Source organism: Bartonella vinsonii subsp. berkhoffii ATCC 51672, from assembly GCF_902825225.1.
In the GTDB taxonomy this organism is placed as follows: domain Bacteria; phylum Pseudomonadota; class Alphaproteobacteria; order Rhizobiales; family Rhizobiaceae; genus Bartonella; species Bartonella berkhoffii.
This window is the reverse complement of the sequence record NZ_CADEAK010000001.1, coordinates 114511-134268: the sequence shown is the minus strand read 5'-3', so window position 1 is coordinate 134268 and position 19758 is coordinate 114511. Positions and strand designations below refer to the sequence as shown.

The 19758-nt window shown below is 38.4% G+C and carries 15 protein-coding genes; 7 read left to right on the top strand and 8 right to left on the bottom strand.

The window, feature by feature from the left end:
- Nucleotides 1-287 precede the first annotated feature (287 nt).
- Entirely contained in the window at nucleotides 288-2243 is a 1956-nt protein-coding gene (locus J7R10_RS00495) for an autotransporter assembly complex protein TamA (protein WP_010704541.1), read from the top strand.
- On the top strand, nucleotides 2243-6886 hold the full coding sequence (locus J7R10_RS00490; protein ID WP_010704542.1) for a translocation/assembly module TamB domain-containing protein: 4644 nt from the start codon (nucleotides 2243-2245) through the stop codon (nucleotides 6884-6886). Before J7R10_RS00495 ends, J7R10_RS00490 begins: the two co-directional genes overlap by 1 nt.
- A gap of 520 nt (nucleotides 6887-7406) precedes the next feature.
- Here J7R10_RS00490 and J7R10_RS00485 read toward each other — a convergent pair.
- A complete protein-coding gene (locus J7R10_RS00485; protein WP_010704543.1) occupies nucleotides 7407-9173 on the bottom strand; it encodes an ABC transporter ATP-binding protein in 1767 nt (588 codons plus the stop codon).
- 216 nt (nucleotides 9174-9389) lie between these two features.
- Nucleotides 9390-9908: a translation initiation factor IF-3 gene (gene infC / locus J7R10_RS00480; protein WP_010704544.1), complete on the bottom strand. Its 519-nt coding sequence runs from the start codon at nucleotides 9906-9908 to the stop codon at nucleotides 9390-9392.
- A 193-nt stretch (nucleotides 9909-10101) separates the two neighbouring features.
- Between infC and J7R10_RS00475 the strand changes: the two genes are divergently transcribed.
- From J7R10_RS00475 to dapE, 3 genes are all read left to right on the top strand, one after another.
- The gene (locus J7R10_RS00475) at nucleotides 10102-10881 is read left to right on the top strand and encodes an alpha/beta hydrolase (protein ID WP_010704545.1); all 780 of its coding nucleotides are present in this window, start codon (nucleotides 10102-10104) and stop codon (nucleotides 10879-10881) included.
- A gap of 33 nt (nucleotides 10882-10914) precedes the next feature.
- A complete protein-coding gene (locus J7R10_RS00470; protein WP_010704546.1) occupies nucleotides 10915-11670 on the top strand; it encodes a M48 family metallopeptidase in 756 nt (251 codons plus the stop codon).
- A gap of 219 nt (nucleotides 11671-11889) precedes the next feature.
- On the top strand, nucleotides 11890-13062 hold the full coding sequence (gene dapE / locus J7R10_RS00465) for a succinyl-diaminopimelate desuccinylase (protein ID WP_010704547.1): 1173 nt from the start codon (nucleotides 11890-11892) through the stop codon (nucleotides 13060-13062).
- 93 nt (nucleotides 13063-13155) lie between these two features.
- Here the strand turns inward: dapE and hemW are convergent, their stop codons facing one another.
- A complete protein-coding gene (gene hemW, locus J7R10_RS00460) occupies nucleotides 13156-14355 on the bottom strand; it encodes a radical SAM family heme chaperone HemW (RefSeq protein WP_010704548.1) in 1200 nt (399 codons plus the stop codon).
- Complete coding sequence (gene rdgB, locus J7R10_RS00455; protein WP_010704549.1) at nucleotides 14352-14999, bottom strand: RdgB/HAM1 family non-canonical purine NTP pyrophosphatase; 648 nt, start codon at nucleotides 14997-14999, stop codon at nucleotides 14352-14354. Before rdgB ends, hemW begins: the two co-directional genes overlap by 4 nt.
- A 306-nt stretch (nucleotides 15000-15305) precedes the next feature.
- Between rdgB and hrcA the strand changes: the two genes are divergently transcribed.
- Complete coding sequence (hrcA, locus tag J7R10_RS00450) at nucleotides 15306-16376, top strand: heat-inducible transcriptional repressor HrcA (protein WP_010704550.1); 1071 nt, start codon at nucleotides 15306-15308, stop codon at nucleotides 16374-16376.
- A gap of 125 nt (nucleotides 16377-16501) precedes the next feature.
- Nucleotides 16502-17164 carry a nucleotide exchange factor GrpE gene (grpE, locus tag J7R10_RS00445; protein ID WP_010704551.1) on the top strand — a complete coding sequence of 221 codons (663 nt, stop codon included), beginning with the start codon at nucleotides 16502-16504 and terminating at the stop codon, nucleotides 17162-17164.
- A gap of 109 nt (nucleotides 17165-17273) precedes the next feature.
- Here the strand turns inward: grpE and thpR are convergent, their stop codons facing one another.
- From thpR to J7R10_RS00425, 4 genes are all read right to left on the bottom strand, one after another.
- Complete coding sequence (gene thpR / locus J7R10_RS00440) at nucleotides 17274-17813, bottom strand: RNA 2',3'-cyclic phosphodiesterase (RefSeq protein ID WP_010704552.1); 540 nt, start codon at nucleotides 17811-17813, stop codon at nucleotides 17274-17276.
- 627 nt (nucleotides 17814-18440) lie between these two features.
- Entirely contained in the window at nucleotides 18441-18737 is a 297-nt protein-coding gene (locus J7R10_RS00435; protein ID WP_010704553.1) for an HPr family phosphocarrier protein, read from the bottom strand.
- 24 nt (nucleotides 18738-18761) lie between these two features.
- Entirely contained in the window at nucleotides 18762-19151 is a 390-nt protein-coding gene (locus tag J7R10_RS00430; protein ID WP_010704554.1) for a PTS sugar transporter subunit IIA, read from the bottom strand.
- 131 nt (nucleotides 19152-19282) lie between these two features.
- A complete protein-coding gene (locus J7R10_RS00425) occupies nucleotides 19283-19747 on the bottom strand; it encodes an HPr kinase/phosphatase C-terminal domain-containing protein (protein ID WP_010704555.1) in 465 nt (154 codons plus the stop codon).
- Nucleotides 19748-19758: the final 11 nt, after the last annotated feature.

Sequence of the window (19758 nt, the reverse complement as noted above, 5' to 3'; positions counted from 1 at the left end):
TGGAGAGTAATTTGTAAAAATTTAACCATGATTATACGCGGTGAAATAAAAGATTTATAATGCGCTAAATGAATATGGTAGGGAAAGGAAATAAGGCTATTTGTGTTGCACAGCAATGCCGGAATTCGTGAATATTAAGGGGAGGAAATATTATGCATTGCAAGAAAAGAACATTATTTGATGTGATCAAACATGTGAAATAGACACAGTAGATATATTTATCTTTCTTGTTCTACGTTATTTATAGTACTAAAGTGATGTAAAGTATATTGAAGGTATCTGATTTGATGGTATACCAAACGGGAGTTTTGTTAAAATCAGGAACCATGCGCAGTGTGTTGATAAGTCTATGCTTCATCTGTGCTTTTCCGCAGCCATTGGCAGCATTTGAGTTTTTTGGCATTCCTCTTTTCGGTCAAAAGAAAACGAATTCCTCCTCCTATAATGGTACAGAAAAATTTTATAAAGTTAATGTTATTGCTCCACCAAGTGCACCACCAGAAGGTGTTAAAATCGTGAAGGCTGTGTCTTCTCTTATTGCTGATCAAGGGAAAGCATCTAGTTCTTCTGGTTTATTAGCTAAAGCCCGCTCAGATTATCGGGCAATTCTTTCTGCTCTTTATGCTGATGGGCGTTATGGTGGTGTTATTAGTATTAAGATTAATGGCTTAGAAGCTGCAGATTTGAGTCCTGTAACTCAACTCCCAGCACAATCCAATATTGTTATTATGATTAATGCTGGTCCACAATATATTTTTAATGCTGCTGGAATCGATAAAGTTGCTCCATCTGTAAAATATAAAGTCAATAGAATGCCCACAATGGAAGAATTGGGGTATAAGGTTGGCACTGTTGCCAAATCTGAAAGTATTTTAAAAGCAGAAAGGTGGGCGATTGAAGGATGGCGTCGACAAGGTTATGCTAAAGCTAAAGTTGTTAAGAGTGAAGTCGTTGCTGATCATGCTGCGCACCTTATTGATGCGCGAATTGCCGTTAATCCTGGAAAAGAAGCTTATTATGGTCCTTTAAGTGTGCGTAATGTGAGTAAGAAACCGCGTGTAGATTCAGCCTATATTGCATGGATGACAGGATTGAAGATAGGCCAAAAATATGATTCTGATGCGTTAGCTAAGGCGAATGAAAGACTTGCACGACTTAATGTTTTTCGTGCTGTGAATATACTTGAGGCTGATACAATTAACTCTGATGGGAGTTTACCGCTTACGCTTGTTTTGGAGGAACGTAAACCCCGTCGTTTTGGAGCAGGTGGTAGTTATTCAACATTAGATGGTGCTGGTTTTGAAGCTTATTGGATGCATAACAATCTTTTTGGCCATGCGGAACACCTCAAAATTGAGACGAAAGTAAGCGGTATTGGGAGCAATAAAGAGGAAGCCTATAATCTGAAAAATTTTGATTATCTTCTCGGTGGTACATTTATAAAACCTGGTATATTTACTCCTGATACAGATTTTAGGTCAGAACTGAAAATTCAGCAAGATGTCCTAGATAATTACACGACAAAAGCCATCAAAGGAAAGCTGGGTATAACGCATATCTTTAATGGTAATTTATCGGGTCAAGTTGCTGTAGAAGTTTCCAATGGTTATTCACGCGATATCTATTTTGGAAGCCGTAATTTTACAACAATTGGGTTACCAAGTAGTGTCATTTACGATAGTCGTAATAATAAGTTTAACGCAACTAAAGGTTTATATGGTGAAGTGTTTGTTGAGCCTTTTTATGAAATGCGCTCTCATAATTTTGTAGCAAAAATGACTGTAGAAGGTCGTTCTTATTGGACATTGGATGAAAAGGAGCGTTTTGTTTTTGCCGCGCGTGCAAAGCTTGGTACAATTCTTGGAAGCAATACAGCACAAGTACCTTCGGATACGCTCTTTTTTGCTGGTGGTGGTGGATCTGTTCGCGGTTATGCCTATCGTAATATTGGTGTCAAAACAGACAATGATGCTGTTGTTGGGGGGCGGGCACTTGTGGAGGGTACGGCAGAATTACGTTTTTCTTTAAATGATAAGATAGGGCTTGTCAGTTTTCTTGATGGAGGTCTCATAGGGGAGAAGGTACGTTTTGATTTTTCTCAAAACATTAAATGGGGAGCTGGTATTGGAGGTCGCTATATGACAGGTCTTGGGCCTTTGCGAGTTGATTTAGCCTTTCCTCTTAAGCGGGAAAAAGGTGATCCTCGTATCGGTTTTTATGTGGGTATAGGGCAAGCATTTTAATGAAAAAAAATGTACGTTTATTGGCTTTCTTATTTGGCTTTTTATTTTTTGTAGCAAGCGTTTTTGTTTTTGTGCAAAAAAGCAATTTGCTCTCTAGAGAAGCGATAGTGGATGATCGTTCATGGTTTATTTCTTTGATTGAACGTAGACTTTCAGCGCCTAATCGCCAAGTTCGTTTACATAATGTCCAAGGGGTATTATCTTCTGAGATATCAATCGGTGTCATTACTGTGAGTGATAAAAAAGGTATATGGCTTAAAATTGCCAATGCTAAAATGGATTGGAATCGATTAGCATTGTTGAGGGGGCGCATGGATGTTAACCAACTTTCATTGGAACAGGTTACATTTTTACGCAAACCGCAGGGCAATTCTTTTCTTATATCATCTCTTGAGTCAGGAAAATTTTCTTTACCAAAATTACCACTTGCTCTCTCTATTGATACACTTACGGCTAAACATGTGATATTTGAACAGGACCTTTTAGGTTTTTCTGCTGATGTATCCTTAAAAGGGAATTTAGCTTTAGCGAATGGTGTTTTTGATGCTGAGTTAGCGGCTCATCGTTTAGATGCATTAGGATCTTTTTCTGTTCTAACGAAGATATACGATAACGACCGTACAGCTAAAATTGATATTCTTGCGGATGAACCACAAAATGGCATTTTGGCAAATATCTTTAACATTGAAAAGCGCCCTGCATTAAAGTTCGCGCTTAAAGGTGACGGTACTTTTGATGATTTGGCTGTCAAACTTTCCTTAGAAGTGGATCACCATACTATTTTAGATGGGGATGTTGTTCTCGCAAGTATTGCAGAAGGACACAGCTTTTCTACTAAACTTGTGGGCACACTTGGCTCTTTAATGCCTCCTCAATATCATAGCCTCTTTGAATCTGATGTCACGTTAAAGGCAGAGGCAAGAATGACAGCAAAAGGCGTGACACATCTTGATCATATAGTGATTGAGGGTAAAGCGATAAATGTTGTAGCCAATGCTGAAATAGCAGCCGATGGATTTTTGCGGCGGCTTTTTGTTGATGGCAAAATGGCTCTGGATAAGGAAAATGGGGCACCGCATTTACCAGCATCAGGAGCACCAGTGCGTGCGGATAATCTTGCATTAAATATTGACTATGGCCGCGAAGGGCAACAATCATGGAATGGACGGCTTGTGCTCCATCATTTGCGCAATAAAAATATTCATATTCGTGATGCAATTTTTGTTATGGGAGGAGTGAGCGAAAATCTTGATGATGCAACTTCTCGTCATGTTGGTATTCAGGTTAAGGGAACTCTTCGAGGGATTGAAAAAAATAAAGGTGTGTCGGTAGAAAGTCTAGACCAAACAGTTAATGTGCATTTAGATACAGATATTGTTTCTAAAAAACCAGTTTTGGTTCATGATTTTAGTATTACGAGTCAAGATTTTTCTGCTTGGTTAAAAGGCAAAATAGATCATTTTGTTTTTAAAGGCGATCTTGGTTTAAAAGCTCAAACACTTGCTCCTTTTAATCTGTTGAGTGAAAAAACATTCTCTGGTAGTGCGGATATTAAAGCCAAAGGAGTTATTGGTTTAATGGATGGCATTTTTGATCTCGAACTATCAGGAATGACTGACAATATGAAAATAGGTGTGGAACCTTTCAATCGTTTGTTGAAGGGAAATTTTACTCTTTCAGGTGGTGTTGCTCACAACAAGACAGGTTTCATTTTGCGTCGTTTAGATTTGAAAAGTCAATACGCGAGAATAAAGGCTGATGGCACTTTTTCAAGTGAAAGCGCTAAGATGGATTTATATGCTCAACTATCTGATCTTTCTAGGTTGGATTCAAGAATGAAAGGTGTACTCACAATTCGCAGTACTGCTAGAGGACGCAATAGTCTTATAAAATTTAATACACATGCCCAAATTGCTGAAGCATTTTTAATGGGCAAGAAGCTCCAAAATACAACACTGACTATGCAAACACTGATGGATAATACATTGCCTGTACCTTTTTTAACGGGTTCTGTAAAAGGGGAAGGAACTTTTGCTAAGAAGCCGTTGTATTTATCTGCTTCTTTTAAGGATTCTCATCGGATTCGAAAACTTGAAAATATCAAGATAAAAGGAGGAAAAGCAAAAATAACAGGTGACCTTTCTCAAATGGGAGATTTTGTGAAGGGAGCTTTACGTATTGACGCTGATGATATTTCAGAATTTGCTGCATTATTTTTACAGGAAAGCAGCGGAAAAATAAAAGGGGACTTTGTTTTTGATGAACAAAATGGCAAACAAAAAGCCAATTTCAAAGCGCATGTTGACCATTTAAGCTTTGCAAAGAATAAAATTAAAAAGTTGGAAGTTAAAGCAGATGTCTTTGACCCTTTTGGTACGGCACAGTTTGAGGGTTTTATCTATGCGGAGCATATCCAAACGCCTTTGATAATGGTTAATCGTTTAAATGCTCAAGCCAATAGGAAGAATGGGCAAACAGTTTTTATTGTTCAAACCGTGTTGCCTAATAATACCAACGCAAAGTTTTCTGGACATGTGGCGATGGTAGGACTTCCAGTAGGTATAAAACGAGAAGTGCAGATTGAAACGATAGATGTTGAACAATCCAATCTTAACGCGAAATTGTCTAAACCTGCTACAATTGTTTTTGATAAAGATGGTATGACAGTAAATGACTTAGGAGTTGCCATTAATGGTGGAGCAGTTCTGCTTTCAGGAAATGTTCAAGATACTTTGAATCTGCATCTTACGATGAATGCTCTTCCTGCTTCTTTAGCTAATTTATGGAAATCCGATCTTGGAGCAGCAGGTACTCTAACAGGGCAAGTGATGATTCGAGGTCATTTGAAAAAACCTAATCTAATCTATAATATAAAAGGTGAAGGGCTTACAACTATTGCGCTTCGAGATAAAAAAATAATGCCTTTTGTGCTTTCTGCTACAGGTAAGACAGTAGACAAAAACTTGACTTTAAATGCAAACTTAACGGGAGAAGGATTACACGCACAAGCGCAAGGGGGTGTGTCTTTGAATGAAAACAAACTTGATCTCCATATTAACTTGCGTGATTTTCCTGCCCGTTTGATGAATAGTTTTATTGAAGGACAAGCACTTGAAGGAAAAATTGTAGGCAAGGTTGATGTTAGTGGAACACTAAAAGATCCATCTGCTTATTTTGATCTTTCTAGCCAAAGTTTGACTACTATGACCCATAAAGGGCCTCTATCGATCAATATGAGTGCTCGTGGTTCTTATAAAAAATCGCTTTTTCATATTGAGAATATAATAGCAACTGGAGATAAAGGATTAGATCTTTCTATAAATGGCCCTGTTTCTCTTAATGGCTCAGATGCCAAATTGAATGTTAAAGGAACAATGCCTCTTGGCCTTATTGATTTATTGTTAGCTAAGCGTGGTGCACATGTAACGGGTACAGCAAGAATTGATACAGCTTTACAGGGGAGATTATCACAGCCACAGCTGAAAGGGCATTTTTCTATAGCCAATGGTAGTTTTTTTGATTCACAAACAAATGTAGGATTGAACAATATAACGCTTGAAGGCAAATTAAATGGTGACCATATCCTTATAGAAAAAGCTTTTGCTTCTTCGTCTGGAGGGGGGTCTCTTTCTGCTTCGGGTCGTATTTCTAATGATTTGCAAGCAGATTTAGTATTTAATCTCAATCGCGCCAATTATAATGATGGTTCCATGATTTTTGCAACATTATCAGGCAAGATGACAATGACGGGTTATTTTTTGAGTGACCTTGTTATTGGTGGTGATATTACAGTTGAAAAAGCAGAAATTGTTGTTCCTGATCATTTTCGAAATGCTAAATTTCTAGATGTTAAAAATAAGAATTTAACCAAATCGATTCAAAAAACACTTGAACGTGCTGATGTTAAGAGCTTTAGTCAAGACCGTGATGTTTCTCAAAAATCTTCATCTACTGTTCTAAATATGCGTATTACTGCACGTAATCAATTTTTTGTACGAGGGCGAGGATTAGACACTGAATTGGGAGGACGCATTAACCTAGCAGGGCCATTACACGATGTTCATCCGGTTGGTGAATTTCAGATGATTCGCGGACGTTTTGATATTCTTTCACGACGTCTCAATTTTGATCAAGGACAAGCAAGCTTTAGCGGTAAGCTTGATCCTACAGTTTATTTTGTGACCAACAATAATATTGGTGATATTCGTGTCACTGTTACTGTAAGTGGAACAATTGATAATCTGGATGTGCATTTTTCTTCGCAACCTAATTTACCACAGGACGAGGTTCTCGCGCGTTTGATTTTTAACCGCTCTCTTAGTGAATTATCACCATTTCAGATTGCACAGCTTGCAGCAGCAGCAGCAGACCTTGTTGGTGCTTCTAATACATCCTTATTAAACGCGCTACGGGCTAAAATTGGTCTTGATGATCTTGATGTTATCGTTGATGAAAAGGGTAATACGGGTTTACGCGTTGGGCGCTATATACACAATAACGTTTATTTAGGCTTTGAAGCAGGATCGGATGGAATGACAAAAGGAACAATTAATTTGGATATTTCACGACATCTCAAAGCTAAAGGCGCCATAGGGAATGAAAAGAATTCTAGTGTTGGTATATTTTACGAAAAAGACTATTAAGAATTGAAGCGCTAAAGTTCTAATTTTAGGTTTTGTTGATAATGCCCTTTAATGGGAGCATATTCTTCAAAAAAGAAGTATATCATTATATTGCTCATTCGATATATTTCTTTTAGCATCTCTCATTGTTTCAATTCCATCTCACAGTGCTATCTATAATAGGCAGTACAGGGATGGGTATGGATAAAAGCGGTATAAATCATCACAGCTTCATATCTATTGGCAAGTTCTTTAAAACTTAAGGTTCTTCCTTTTCACATGCCCCATTTAAAGATACTGCACTCCTTATCCTGAGGATGAGGAAGTTCTCATGATCGGGATTTTGTTTTGAAAATGAGATAAGCTTCTTTAACAAAACAGCAGGTAAAGTTTATTCTCATACAAATTCTATAAATTTTTCTCAAGAAACTTTAAATCTTCTGCCAATTTCTACTCTTAATGCAATCCTTCTTCATAGGAATATTCCTGTTCTTTGTAAAGGAATATGATTCCCTATAAATTTTACTTAGATACATAGAATTTAAGATACTTGCTTTTTAAATTGGATATTATGAAGTTTTTTATAAAAACTATTTTCTTTTGCTAGCAGTTCTTTTGGGGTCCCTTGTTCAATCAAGTTTCCATTTTTTATAACAACAATTTTGTGGGCGCGAGCAATCGTTGAAAGGCGATGGGCGATGACGATTGTTGTACGTCCCTTGGTAAGATGATGAAGGGCTTCATTAATTTGTGCTTCAGTGTGTGAGTCTAAAGCGCTTGTTGCTTCATCAAAAATCAGGATTTCACTATCATGAAGCATTGCTCTGGCGATAGCCAGTCGTTGTTTTTGTCCCCCTGAAAGATTAAGGCCATTACCACCTATCTGTGTATCATAGCCATTTGGTAGATTGATAATAAAGTCATGAGCATTGGCCGTTTTCGCTGCTTTGATAATATCATCATCACTGGCTCCTTCTTTTCCAAGACCAATATTATATTTAACGGTTCCCTGAAAGAGAAAAGTATCCTGACCTACATAGGCTATCAAGTTTCGAAGAGAGCGGAAAGTAGCATATTTGATGTCTTGATCATTAATCAATATGCGTCCCTTTGTTGGGTCATAAAGGCGCATAATCAGATTAATAAGGGTTGATTTGCCTGATCCTGAAGGTCCTACCAATGCGGTCATTTTTCTGGGTTCTATTTCCAGATTGATATTTTTCAACACCATTTGGTTATCCGCATATGAAAAAGAAACATCTTCAAAGCGGATAATTCCTTGTGTTTTATCTAGATCTTTGGCTTGCTCATGTTCTATGAGCGTAATGGGATGGTCAAGTATTTCATACATGGTGCGAATATTAACCAAGCCAGATTCAATTTTGACACGTACATTTGCTAGTCTTTTTGCTGGTTCATAAGCTAGAAGCAAAGCGACAATAAAGGACATGAATTCACCTTGAACGCCTGCACGTTGGGTCGCAAGGTAGCCAGAAAAGCAGATAATACCTGCAATGGCAACTCCAGAAAGCGTTTCCATAATCGGATTTGTAATGGCTTGAAGTGTTGCAATAGTGTTTGCTTGTTTTTCAACATCACAAATGGCTTTATTCATCCGTTTTTTCATCAGTTCTTCTAATGAAAAAGCTTTGATGACTCGAATACCAATAGAACTTTCTTGCACAATTTTGATAATTTCACCAAGTGAAAGGAGTTCTTTTTCCACAAGACTGCGAACACGTTTTAAAGCCATTCGTACCCCTAAAAAAGCTAGTGGTCCTACTACTAAAGTGATAGCGATTAACGTAAAATTTTGAATAAACATGACCAATAATAAGCCACTAACAGATAGCAAATCACGCACAAAAGTTGTGATAATTGTATCAATAATATTACGCACCGCTGTAGCGTTATAGGTTACGCGAACAAGGAGATCAGAGGAAGTATTGTTGTGATAAAAAGAAACACCCTGTTCCATCAGGCGTGCATAAATTTTGCGTTGTTGTTCAGCAACAATACTGTTACCTGCTTTGCTTAAAAAGTAAGTTTGGGCAAAAGTTGCAATCCCTTTAAGAATAAAAATAAAAGCAATAATGCTAGAGATCAAAACAATCATACCAAAATTCTGCGCATCAACAATAGAGTTGACAACATCACGCATAATCCATGCACTCGCTGCTGTTGTGCAAGAAATAATGATCATTGCAAAAACAGCTGCACTGTACCAACGTGCATGTTTATGAAAATTTTCTCGCAAAAGACGAATGATAAGATGTTTATCAAAAGCGGAAATTTGTTTTTTGATCATAAAGTGCTTCTATATTCTATCGTTGTTTTATGCAAGATTGAAGCATTATTAAAAGACAGTTAGTTTTTTTGATAAAAAGAGCAGTTACTTAAGAAAGAGATTAATGCACATGCCACGCATTTAAAAGCACCATGAGAGATGTCATAGCGCTTTTAAACCATATCCACATATTCAACTCTAAATGAATTGCATTCTGTACATCATCTCAATGAGAAATCATTTAGCCGCTATGACCATCATCATTTGACGGCCTTCGAGTTTTGGTTCAGACTCGATTTTGGCAATTTCACTTGTATCTTCTTTAACACGGTTAAGAAGCTTCAATCCAAGATCTTGGTGTGCCATTTCACGACCACGAAAACGCAAAGTAATCTTTACTTTATCGCCATTACCAATAAATCGATGAATAGCTTTAAGCTTGACACCATAATCATGGACATCAACATTTGGACGCATCTTAATCTCTTTGATTTCGATGACCTTTTGTTTTTTACGCGTTTCAGCAGCTTTTTTTTGAGTCTGGTATTTTAATTTGCCCAAATCAATAATTTTACATACCGGTGGTTCGGCATTTGGTACAATTTCAACCAAATCAAGCCCTGCATCTGCGGCCATAGCAAGCGCTTCTTGTATTGCAACTATTCCCTGATGCTGTCCCTCATCATTGATAAGTTGAACACGAGGAACTCGAATATCCTGATTTGAACGTGGCCCATCTTTCTGGGTAGTTGTCATTTTAAATGGTCTGCGAATGGTTTACGCTCCTTTAATTTTGATTCATCTACAGCATAAAATTAATATACAATTATATACAGAAAAACAACTAGAATTCGTGCTTTTTTCATTATTTGATGATGACTTTAAGGTTTAATTTTGAGAGGAGAAATTTTTCTTTTATGAGTAAACTGTTTTGTAGAGGACAAGAACAATGGATCAAAATATTCCGTGCCAATTTTTTTCATTTGAAGATATTGCTCTCGCAGTACGTTATCGCAAAGGCAGTCGTTCTCCAGGTTTAGTTTGGCTTCCTGGCTATCAATCTGATATGTTGGGAAGCAAAGCGATGTTGGTTGATAGTTTTGCTCAGAAGAATGATTTGTCTTGTTTACGTTTTGATTATTCTGGCCATGGAGAGTCTAAAGGGGATTTTTTTCAAGGAACGATTTCACGTTGGGTTAAAGAAAGTTTATCGATTTTTGAAGCTTATTGTGAGGGACCACAGATTTTGATTGGTTCTTCTATGGGGGGATGGATTGCTTTAAAGCTTGCTTTGATGCTAGCGCAAAAAAACAAGAGGCTTGCTGGTATGGTCTTGATTGCGCCAGCTCCTGATTTTACACAAACATTGGTGGAACCAGCGTTAGGTCCAGAAGAATGGAAAATTTTGGAGGAAAAAGAGTATATTGAACGAATTGCAGTTGGTGATACGGAACCGATGCCCTTTACAAAAGCGTTAATTGAAGATGGACGAGACAACTGCGTCATGAAGGGATGCATAGATGTTGGATGTCCTATCCATATCCTACAAGGGATGGAAGATGTGGAGATACCCTATCAGCATACAATGACTTTACTGAATCATTTGCCTTTACATGATGTAACATTGACACTTGTACGTGATGCAGATCATCGTTTTTCGCGTCCGCAAGATTTGGATTGCCTCGAAAGGGTATTGAAATCATTGATTGAACAAATTAATGCGGGGTGAGAGTCACATTCATTGATAATGAAGACATAATGTATGATCATTTATGAACAGCTTTTTATTTTTTCTGGTCGTGTTGTCCCTCTAAAAGTACGCACGCATAAATATGCGCGTCGTCTCACATTACGTTTTGATGCGAATGGGCAGGGAATTTGCGTAATAACACCACCAGCGATAAGCCTCTGTTCGGTTCAAGCTTTTATTGAAAAAAACCGCTCTTGGATTGAAACGCGTCTTACTCGTGTGTGCGTTTCTCAAAAGAGTCCTTATCTCAAAGAAGGTACTACGATTCCTTTATTAGGTGTTGCACATACTATCAGGCATAAAGAAGGACGTGGGGTGACGGAAATTATTGCAAGGAATGCGGGACGAGAACCTCAAATTATCGTTTATGGTCAATTAGAATATTTGCCAAGGCGTGTTGCGGATGTTTTAAAAAAACAGGCTGCGCTTGTTATAACACCCTTGGTTGCATATTATGCAGAGAAAGTAGAACGTAAAGTGAAATCAGTTTGCTATAAAGATACTAAGAGCCGTTGGGGATCTTGTTCGATAGACAGACGCCTTTCTTTTTCTTGGCGTCTTATTATGGCACCAAAAGAAATTGTTGAATATGTTGTTGCGCATGAGGTTGCCCATCTTATTGAAATGAATCATGGACCAAAATTTTGGGCTCTTTGTGAAAAACTTTGCCCAGGGAGTAAAACCCATTGCGCTTGGTTGAAAGAAAATGGTCACACGTTGCAAGCGATCAATTTTCATTCTTATGAGTTGGATAAGTTAGAAATATGAAAAAAAAAACCTTGAAAAAGACAATATTCAATGGAACTTCTTATTTCCCTTTCCATTATGTATGTGCTTCATCACATGATAAGCAATGCATTGAAGCTTCAGCAAGATTGTCTTCCCCTACTTGGCTTGCTGAGTGTCTTCAATGTTTTTGCTTTATCTTTTTTGTCATTCAGCTTAATAATCTTTCATCATTCTTAAGTTCAGATTGGAAAAGCATTTATGCCGGTCCTTACAGATCCACTTCAGCTCTTACAGGCACTTATTCGTTGTCCTTCTGTGACACCGCATGAAGCAGGTGCTTTATCAACTTTGGAGCAATTTTTAAAGAAGATGGGGTTTTGTGTTGAACGCCCTGTTTTTACGGATAAAAATACAGAAGATATTGAAAATCTTTATGCGAAGATGGGGGAGGGTAGACCGCATCTTATTTTCGCGGGTCATACTGATGTTGTGCCACCAGGTGCGTTGGAAAATTGGACGTACCCTCCTTTTGAAGCTGTTGTAAATCAAGGAAAATTATATGGGCGAGGCGCTGTTGATATGAAGGGCGGGATTGCTTGTTTTATTGCAGCGTTGGCGCGAGTCCTTAAGAAACAATCCATTAAAGGAACGGTAAGCCTTTTAATTACTGGTGATGAAGAAGGTCCTGCACTTAACGGTACAGTGAAACTTCTCAAATGGGCAGCACAAAAAGATGAAAAATGGACTGCGGCTCTTGTGGGGGAACCAACAAGCGTAAAGCTTGTTGGGGATGTGATAAAGATTGGACGTCGAGGATCACTTTCTGGTAGCATTACAGTTAAAGGGCGCCAAGGTCATGTTGCTTTTCCTGAGCGAGCAGCCAATCCATTACCTTTAGTAAGTAAGCTTATTCAAGCGTTGACACAAACGACTTTAGATCAAGGAACAGAAAATTTTCAACCAAGTCATTTAGAATTGACATCCATTGATACGGGTAATTGTGCAGTGAATGTTATTCCTGAGCAGGCGATAATTCGTTTTAATATACGCTACAATGATCTTTGGACAAAAGAAACGCTTATGACAGAAATTGAAAAGCGTCTTGCTTTAGTGCAATCAAAAAACAACAGTAATCAATATCCCTATTATCAGCTTGAATGGATTCCAAGTTTGGGAGATGTTTTTTTAACCAAAAATGATAAACTCGTTGCGACTTTATCAAATGCTATTGAAAGTATAACAGGGAATATACCAGAATGTTCTACTTCGGGGGGAACTTCGGATGCGCGATTTATTAAGGATTATTGCCCAGTGGTTGAATTTGGTTTACCGGGGCAAACCATGCATATGGTGGATGAGTGTGTAACTCTTGATGCATTGGAAACCCTCACTGCTATTTATGAACGTTTCATTATTGATTTTTTTGCATAATGAAAAGCTTATTTTTAAGCACCTGCTTCTTAAATTGAAAACAGTGAATGTTATGCTCTAAGTGACAGGATTACGAGTTCAAATCATGAGATTCTAGGTTGCTAATTGGCTGATGATGTGGTCAAGAAGGATACGTCCTTTGCTTGTTGCCTTTAAGCGTTGGTTTCCTAATATTTCTATGAGTTCTTGTTGTTGTAAATCAATAAGCTTTTCCATTGGTAAACTTTTGGGATTTAAGGTTTCATAACGCGCAAGATCCAAACCTTCTGAAAGGCGCAAGCCCATAAGAAGCATTTCATTTGCTTGTTGTAATGGGGTCAATTGTTCTGTCTCAATACAGCCATGTCCTGTCGTTTCTACCAATTCAAGCCAATGCTCAGGATATTTTTCATTTATTGTAACATAACGTTCACGGTTTTCAATTTGAGAGCAAGGGGCTTTTGAAGAGGCAGAAAAATTATTTGGTAGGCGCTCAATAAAGCGACCATGGGCTCCTGGACCAAAGCCTGCATATTCATGATAACGCCAATAGAGAAGATTGTGCGCCGATTCAGCGCCGGGGATTGCATGATTTGAAATCTCATAGGCTAGAAGTCCGTGCTGTGCCGTTATTTCTTGGGTGAGATGATACAAGTCTGCTGCGAGTTCTGAAGCGGGGAGGACCAGTCTTCCTGCGTCATGAAGCCGTTTAAAGGCGGTTCCTTCTTCGATAGTCAATTGGTAAAGAGAAAGATGATCTGCTGCCAAATCAAGAGCTTGGGAAAGTTCATATTTCCATTGTTCGCATGTTTGTTCGGGGCGGGCATAAATGAGGTCAAAAGATAAACGTGGGAAGATTTCCCGCGCGAGAGCAATAGCATGAAGAGCCTGTTTCACGTCATGGAGACGGCCAAGTTGTCGCAACGCTTTGTTATTGAGTGCTTGTACACCTAAGGACAAGCGGTTAACGCCTGCTGCACGATATCCACGAAAGCGTTCTGCTTCTACACTTGATGGATTAGCTTCTAATGTGATTTCAACTTTATCATCAACAGTCCATTTTTTTGCAAGTGCTTGCAGCAAGGCATCGACAGTCTGAGGCGTCATAAGAGAAGGTGTTCCGCCGCCAATAAAAATACTCGTAATGCGACGTGGACCTATTTTATGGTACTGCGTTTCTATTTCGCGTTCAAAGGCGGTGACAAAACGTGGTTGATCAACACCATGAACGCGCACATGTGAATTGAAATCACAATAGGGACATTTTGTTGCACAAAAGGGCCAATGAATGTAAATGCCAAAAGGTTCATTCATGGGAGGGTCAAAAGGTTTTCGGCTAAAAGTTTAAAAGCACGTGCGCGATGCGAGAGAGGTGTTTTATTATTGAGTTTCCAGCCATGTTTTTGCTCTGTTGACATTTCCCCAAAGGTATTTTCATATCCATCTGGTAAAAAAATGGGATCAAAACCAAAACCTTTATTTCCTCGTGGTGGCCAAATGAATGTGCCTTCAACACTGCCTTGGAAATAGTCGGAATAGCCATCGGGCCATGCAATGCATATGACCGATATAAATCGGCTTTTCCGTTGTTTTTTTTCATGTGCTCCAATTTTTTGGAGTTCATCTTCTATTCTTTGCATCGCTTTTGGAAAATTACGTGTGCCATCGGGTTCAAGAGCGAGGTCCGCTGTATAAACGCCTGGTGCACCGCCTAATGTATCTACTTCCAAGCCTGAATCATCCGAGAGAGCAGGAAGACCTGTTTTTTTTGCTGCGGCGAAGGCTTTTATGTAGGCATTTTCTTCAAATGTGGTTCCTGTTTCTTTTGGTTCCGGCAATCCAAGCTCTTTTGCTGATTGTATTGTAAAACCGAAGGGAGCAAACAAAGTGGTAATTTCATGCAATTTGCCAGCGTTATGTGTTGCAATGACAAGTTTCTTGGATTCTAGACTTCTCATAGAAATTTCTCCAGAAATAAAAGGGGTATGTTGCTCTAAAGATCAGTTTAAACACTCATATATGCGAGTTTTTCCGGTTTTACGCGATATGTTTTGTATATTCATGATAGTTCATGCAAAGGAAATCTTTTGTATTTTGAGTGGGCAATAATTGGAAAGATATATAGTAGATCCCTTTTTTTGATGATAGCATTTTTTTTATGGTAAAAGATATAATATGCTTCTTCAATACTTTGGACTATTTGACCAAAACTTGGTAAAACTTATATAGGAAAGTAGTGTTTTTAAAGTAGTGAAAAATTTGTGATGAAGCACAAACCTATTGATGATGAACTAAAATATCTTGATGAACGTTCGCGTGATATCTTTCGCCATATTGTGGAAGCCTATCTTAATGATGGTGAACCTGTAGGATCACGGAATCTTTCGCGGCTTTTGCGGCAAACATTATCTCCTGCAACGATTCGCAATGTGATGAGTGATCTTGAACATCTTGGTTTGATTTATGCACCTCATATTTCTGCAGGTCGGATGCCAACACAATCAGGATTACGATTTTTTGTTGATGCATTTATGGAAGCAGGTGATTTGCCAAACGAGGAGCGTGAAAGCATTGAAATGCAAGTTAAGGAGGCGGGGCATGCACAATCCGTTGAACATTTTCTTGTCCAAGCGAGCCGTATTCTTTCAGATCTCTCACGTGGGGCAGGGCTCGTTTTAGCAACAAAATATGAGGGAACATTGAAGCATATTGAATTTGTGCGCCTTGATGGGGAGCATGCTCTTGCTGTTTTAGTGACTCAACAAGGTGAAGTTGAAAATCGTATTGTTCGTTTACCAGAAGGGGTTACCCATGCACAATTGACAGAAGCAACGAATTTTCTCAATGCGCATATTCAGGGGCTCACATTGAGTGAAGCTAAAGAAGAAATTGCCCGTTTATGTTCAGAAACACGGGCTGCGCTTGATCACTTGTCTCATCATCTTGTTGAAACGGGGTTAGCGCTGTGGGGAGGGGAAGATGCTGATCATAAAATACACCTTATTGTTCGCGGGCGTAGCAATTTGCTTGAAGATGTGAAGGCCGAAGAAGATTTAGAGCGGTTACGACATCTTTTTGATGACCTTGAAACGCGTGAAAGTATGGCGCAACTACTTGATTTAACGGATGAAGGCTCAGGGGTTCGTATTTTTATTGGTTCAGAAAATAAGTTGTTTTCGCTTTCTGGTTCTTCTTTAGTGGTGGCACCTTATCGTGATTCAAAACAAAGAGTCATTGGCGCTTTAGGCGTTATTGGGCCTACACGGCTTAATTATGCAAGAATTGTACCTATGGTTGATTATACAGCTCAACTTGTATCGCAACTGTTGCGTTAAATGATGAGAGGCAATATTTGTATTATAAATGCTTATTATATTGAAGATGCATAAATACCCCTTGATTTTTGTCTGTAAAATTTCGATATCGAGGATAAGAAATCTTATGAAGGAATGGAATTTTTATGTCTGATGAAAAAAACAAATTTACTGACGCTTCATCTGAAAATTGCGATTTGAAAAATCCAGCTGATCGCGATGCACTTAAAAAAGCAGCGGATGCGTTTTTAAAAACACGTAAAGCAGAGGCGCGTGCGGAGGTTGAAGAGGGAGAAAATGAGTTTGCCGATCCATTAGCTGCTTTACAGGGCGAAAATAAAGAGCTGAAAGATCAGATTTTACGTCTTGCTGCAGATATGGAAAACCTTCGACGCCGTACCGCACGGGATATAGCGGATGCGAAGGCTTATTCAATTGCGAATTTTGCACGTGATATGTTATCTGTTTCTGATAACCTCAATCGGGCTTTGGAGGCTATTCCAGAAGGAGCAAAGGAGAATGATGCGGGTTTGAAGACATTAGCGGAGGGTGTAGAAATGACTGAGCGGGCAATGATGGCAGCGTTAGAACGTTATGGTGTGCAGAAAATTCATCCAGAGGGACAAAAATTTGATCCTCACTTTCACCAAGCGATGTTTGAAATTCCTAACTCTGATGTTCCAGAAAACACTGTTCAGCAAGTTGTTCAGGCCGGTTATATTATTGGTGAGCGTGTTCTACGTCCCGCTATAGTGGGTGTAGCCAAAGGAGGAGCAAAAGAAGCCTCTGTGGAATCTGATTCAGCTTAAAACACATCAGCAGTAACACCTTCTGCGCAAGAATGTGCTCTTATGTGTAGTTCATCATATTCAGAAATATTTTATCAAAGAGAGCTCTAAAGGGTGTTAAAACACCCTTTTATCCTCTAAGTGACCAACTTTTTTCCACAATATATGGGGCATCGCTTAAAGGAGACGGCGATAATAATAAAACAAAGTGATTAACCTCAAAAGGTGGAAACGAGAAATCACTTCGAGAAGACAAATAAGAAGGAAGATCTTCAGGTTTAATATCGAGCAATCGCGCAAGAGTAATATGTGGGATAAATTGTTTTTCATCAGGTGTTAAATTCAAATTGCTGCGAATGCATTGCATTTTTTCATGTAAAAGGCTGAGAGTCTCACAAGGCGCAATACGAACAACAAGAGAATGTGGAGCATTTTCTGAACCAAAAACGTCAAATCCCCTTGGTTGTAGTACAAAAGGAGGGAGCTTTATTGTATCAAAGGCACGAATAAGTGCATCTGCTACGGAGCTCTCAACTTCGCCAAAAAAAGACAAAGTGATATGAAAATTTTGCGAATTAATCCACTGCGCGTTTGGCAAGCCATTTTGCAGTGATATGAGTGCTTCTGTTGTTTGTTGAGGAATCTGGAGAGCACTAAACAGGCGTTGCATGGGTATCTCCTTACAGTCAAAAAACGCCACCGTAAGTACAATGGCAGCTAACAAGAGGCAAGCATGCACCCTTGAGGATAAGACAATGGTGTAGAAAAAAAATGGCTAAAAAATGTTTACAACATTTAAATTCATAACGCTTATTTATCTTAAGAAAATGGTTATAAACCAACAAAAGCCGTATTTTTGTGAGTTTCATCAAAAAAATATGTGCAGTAAAGGGTAATTTGTATTTTCATTATAAACACTAAAAATAAAGCCTAAGAGTGGAAAATTGATAGATTTCTCAAGCTCATTTTCATATTTCTCTAAGGTAACTTAAAAACTAACATTCAGTAAAAGGTAAAAATTTTTTCTTTCTGTAAATATTTAACGATACATGTTAAGTGGTACATCCATAATATGCAACCAACACTCAAATGATTCAAAGAGTGCTGAGACAAAAAGCAAATGCAAGTATTGTGCTCAACAGGATTGCTACAAGTGTTGACGTCTATGACAATTATAGCCGTAACAGATATGAACTTTGGTGTTTTAAAAAGGAAAACAGGAAAGTCCACTCTGATAAAACGGTAAGCCGTTTTTCCTCATTACAAGGATGATCATACGTCTTTTGGGTGAGAAACTCTAATTCTCTTCACCAAATTTATTATTGATGAGTTTTTCAAGAGCATCAAGAGCATCAGTTGCTTCTGGTCCTGAAACACGAATGGTAAGGTTGCAACCGGATGAAGCTGCTAACATCATAAGTCCCATAATCGATGAACCACCAACAATTTTTCCATCTTTTTCGACTTCAACAGTGGCATTGAAATTGTCAACAGTTTGGACAAATTTGGCAGAAGCACGTGCATGCAACCCACGTTTATTACAAATATTAAAATGACGACTTAGTTTAGATGGGAGAGGGTTTTTAGAAAGCATCAGTGTTAATTATCCGCTATAAAATCATACTGGTACATTAATATATTTACGCCCTGCTTCTTGCGCTATTTTTAAAGCTTCTGATAATGAAATATCAGGACATTTCCGAATAGAAATGAGTTTAATGAGCATAGGCAAATTAACACCCGTAATCATCTCAACGCGTCCTTTTTCAACAGCAGAAATAGCCATATTTGAAGGTGTTCCACCGAACACATCTGTTAATATAATAACACCATGGTTTGCATTTGTAGAGGAAACTGCGGCTATAATATCACCTCGGCGCTGATCTATGTCATCATCAGGATAAACGCATATTGTTGCGAATTTCTCTTGCGTTCCAACAACATGTTCCACGGCATGTAGAAATTCAACAGCCAGCTCACCGTGCGTTACAAGCACGAGTCCAATCATTTATACAAACTCCCGTTAACTAAAAGCCCAACCATATTGTTGGAAAAGGTATTTTACAAGGCTTTATCCTGCTGCCAAGAAAAATTTGCAAAAAAAAGGCAAAAATAATATTTTTTATTTTTAGAAAAAAATTAGACAGATTTACACCATATTTTTCTAAAAAAGAATGCTTCAATAGCTTGGCAAATGGCTGTACAATCGGCTTCATGAAGGCTAGGGAGTTTTAAAAGAGGAATATGGAGATCTGCAAATTGAAAAGTTTGATTTGTGGAAAAGCGTTCATATTCAGGACTAAGACGAATAACACAATCGATAACCGTTTGTTTTTCAAACTCTATTGTATAAAGACCAACACCGCGAATCTCAATACCACCTTGCAAACCTTCTGGAGTATATCCATAAAGTTTTCCGTTTTCTGCACGGAGAATTGTATAATCATCACTGATAAGTTTTGCATCACGTTTTGACCATTCGGCACGGTCGAGCAAAGAAAGAGTAAGGGTTGATTTTCCTGATCCCGAAGGGCCTATAATTAACAGTCCCTTTCCTCCCAGTTGAAGGCAATTGGCGTGCAGTAGTTCATTTTTTGTTTTCATGCCTTTTGCTT

Excerpts from the sequence above, each read along its gene's own strand:
- J7R10_RS00435 (WP_010704553.1), bottom strand. The coding sequence starts at position 18,737 with ATGCTTTCTAAAAACCCTCTCCCATCTAAACTAAGTCGTCATTTTAAT.
- thpR (WP_010704552.1), bottom strand. The coding sequence starts at position 17,813 with ATGCAACGCCTGTTTAGTGCTCTCCAGATTCCTCAACAAACAACAGAA.
- dapE (WP_010704547.1), top strand. The coding sequence starts at position 11,890 with ATGCCGGTCCTTACAGATCCACTTCAGCTCTTACAGGCACTTATTCGT.
- J7R10_RS00430 (WP_010704554.1), bottom strand. The coding sequence starts at position 19,151 with ATGATTGGACTCGTGCTTGTAACGCACGGTGAGCTGGCTGTTGAATTT.
- hemW (WP_010704548.1), bottom strand. The coding sequence starts at position 14,355 with ATGAATGAACCTTTTGGCATTTACATTCATTGGCCCTTTTGTGCAACA.
- J7R10_RS00475 (WP_010704545.1), top strand. The coding sequence starts at position 10,102 with ATGGATCAAAATATTCCGTGCCAATTTTTTTCATTTGAAGATATTGCT.
- J7R10_RS00425 (WP_010704555.1), bottom strand. The coding sequence starts at position 19,747 with ATGAAAACAAAAAATGAACTACTGCACGCCAATTGCCTTCAACTGGGA.
- rdgB (WP_010704549.1), bottom strand. The coding sequence starts at position 14,999 with ATGAGAAGTCTAGAATCCAAGAAACTTGTCATTGCAACACATAACGCT.
- grpE (WP_010704551.1), top strand. The coding sequence starts at position 16,502 with ATGTCTGATGAAAAAAACAAATTTACTGACGCTTCATCTGAAAATTGC.
- J7R10_RS00485 (WP_010704543.1), bottom strand. The coding sequence starts at position 9,173 with ATGATCAAAAAACAAATTTCCGCTTTTGATAAACATCTTATCATTCGT.
- J7R10_RS00470 (WP_010704546.1), top strand. The coding sequence starts at position 10,915 with ATGATCATTTATGAACAGCTTTTTATTTTTTCTGGTCGTGTTGTCCCT.
- hrcA (WP_010704550.1), top strand. The coding sequence starts at position 15,306 with ATGAAGCACAAACCTATTGATGATGAACTAAAATATCTTGATGAACGT.
- infC (WP_010704544.1), bottom strand. The coding sequence starts at position 9,908 with ATGACAACTACCCAGAAAGATGGGCCACGTTCAAATCAGGATATTCGA.
- J7R10_RS00490 (WP_010704542.1), top strand. The coding sequence starts at position 2,243 with ATGAAAAAAAATGTACGTTTATTGGCTTTCTTATTTGGCTTTTTATTT.
- J7R10_RS00495 (WP_010704541.1), top strand. The coding sequence starts at position 288 with ATGGTATACCAAACGGGAGTTTTGTTAAAATCAGGAACCATGCGCAGT.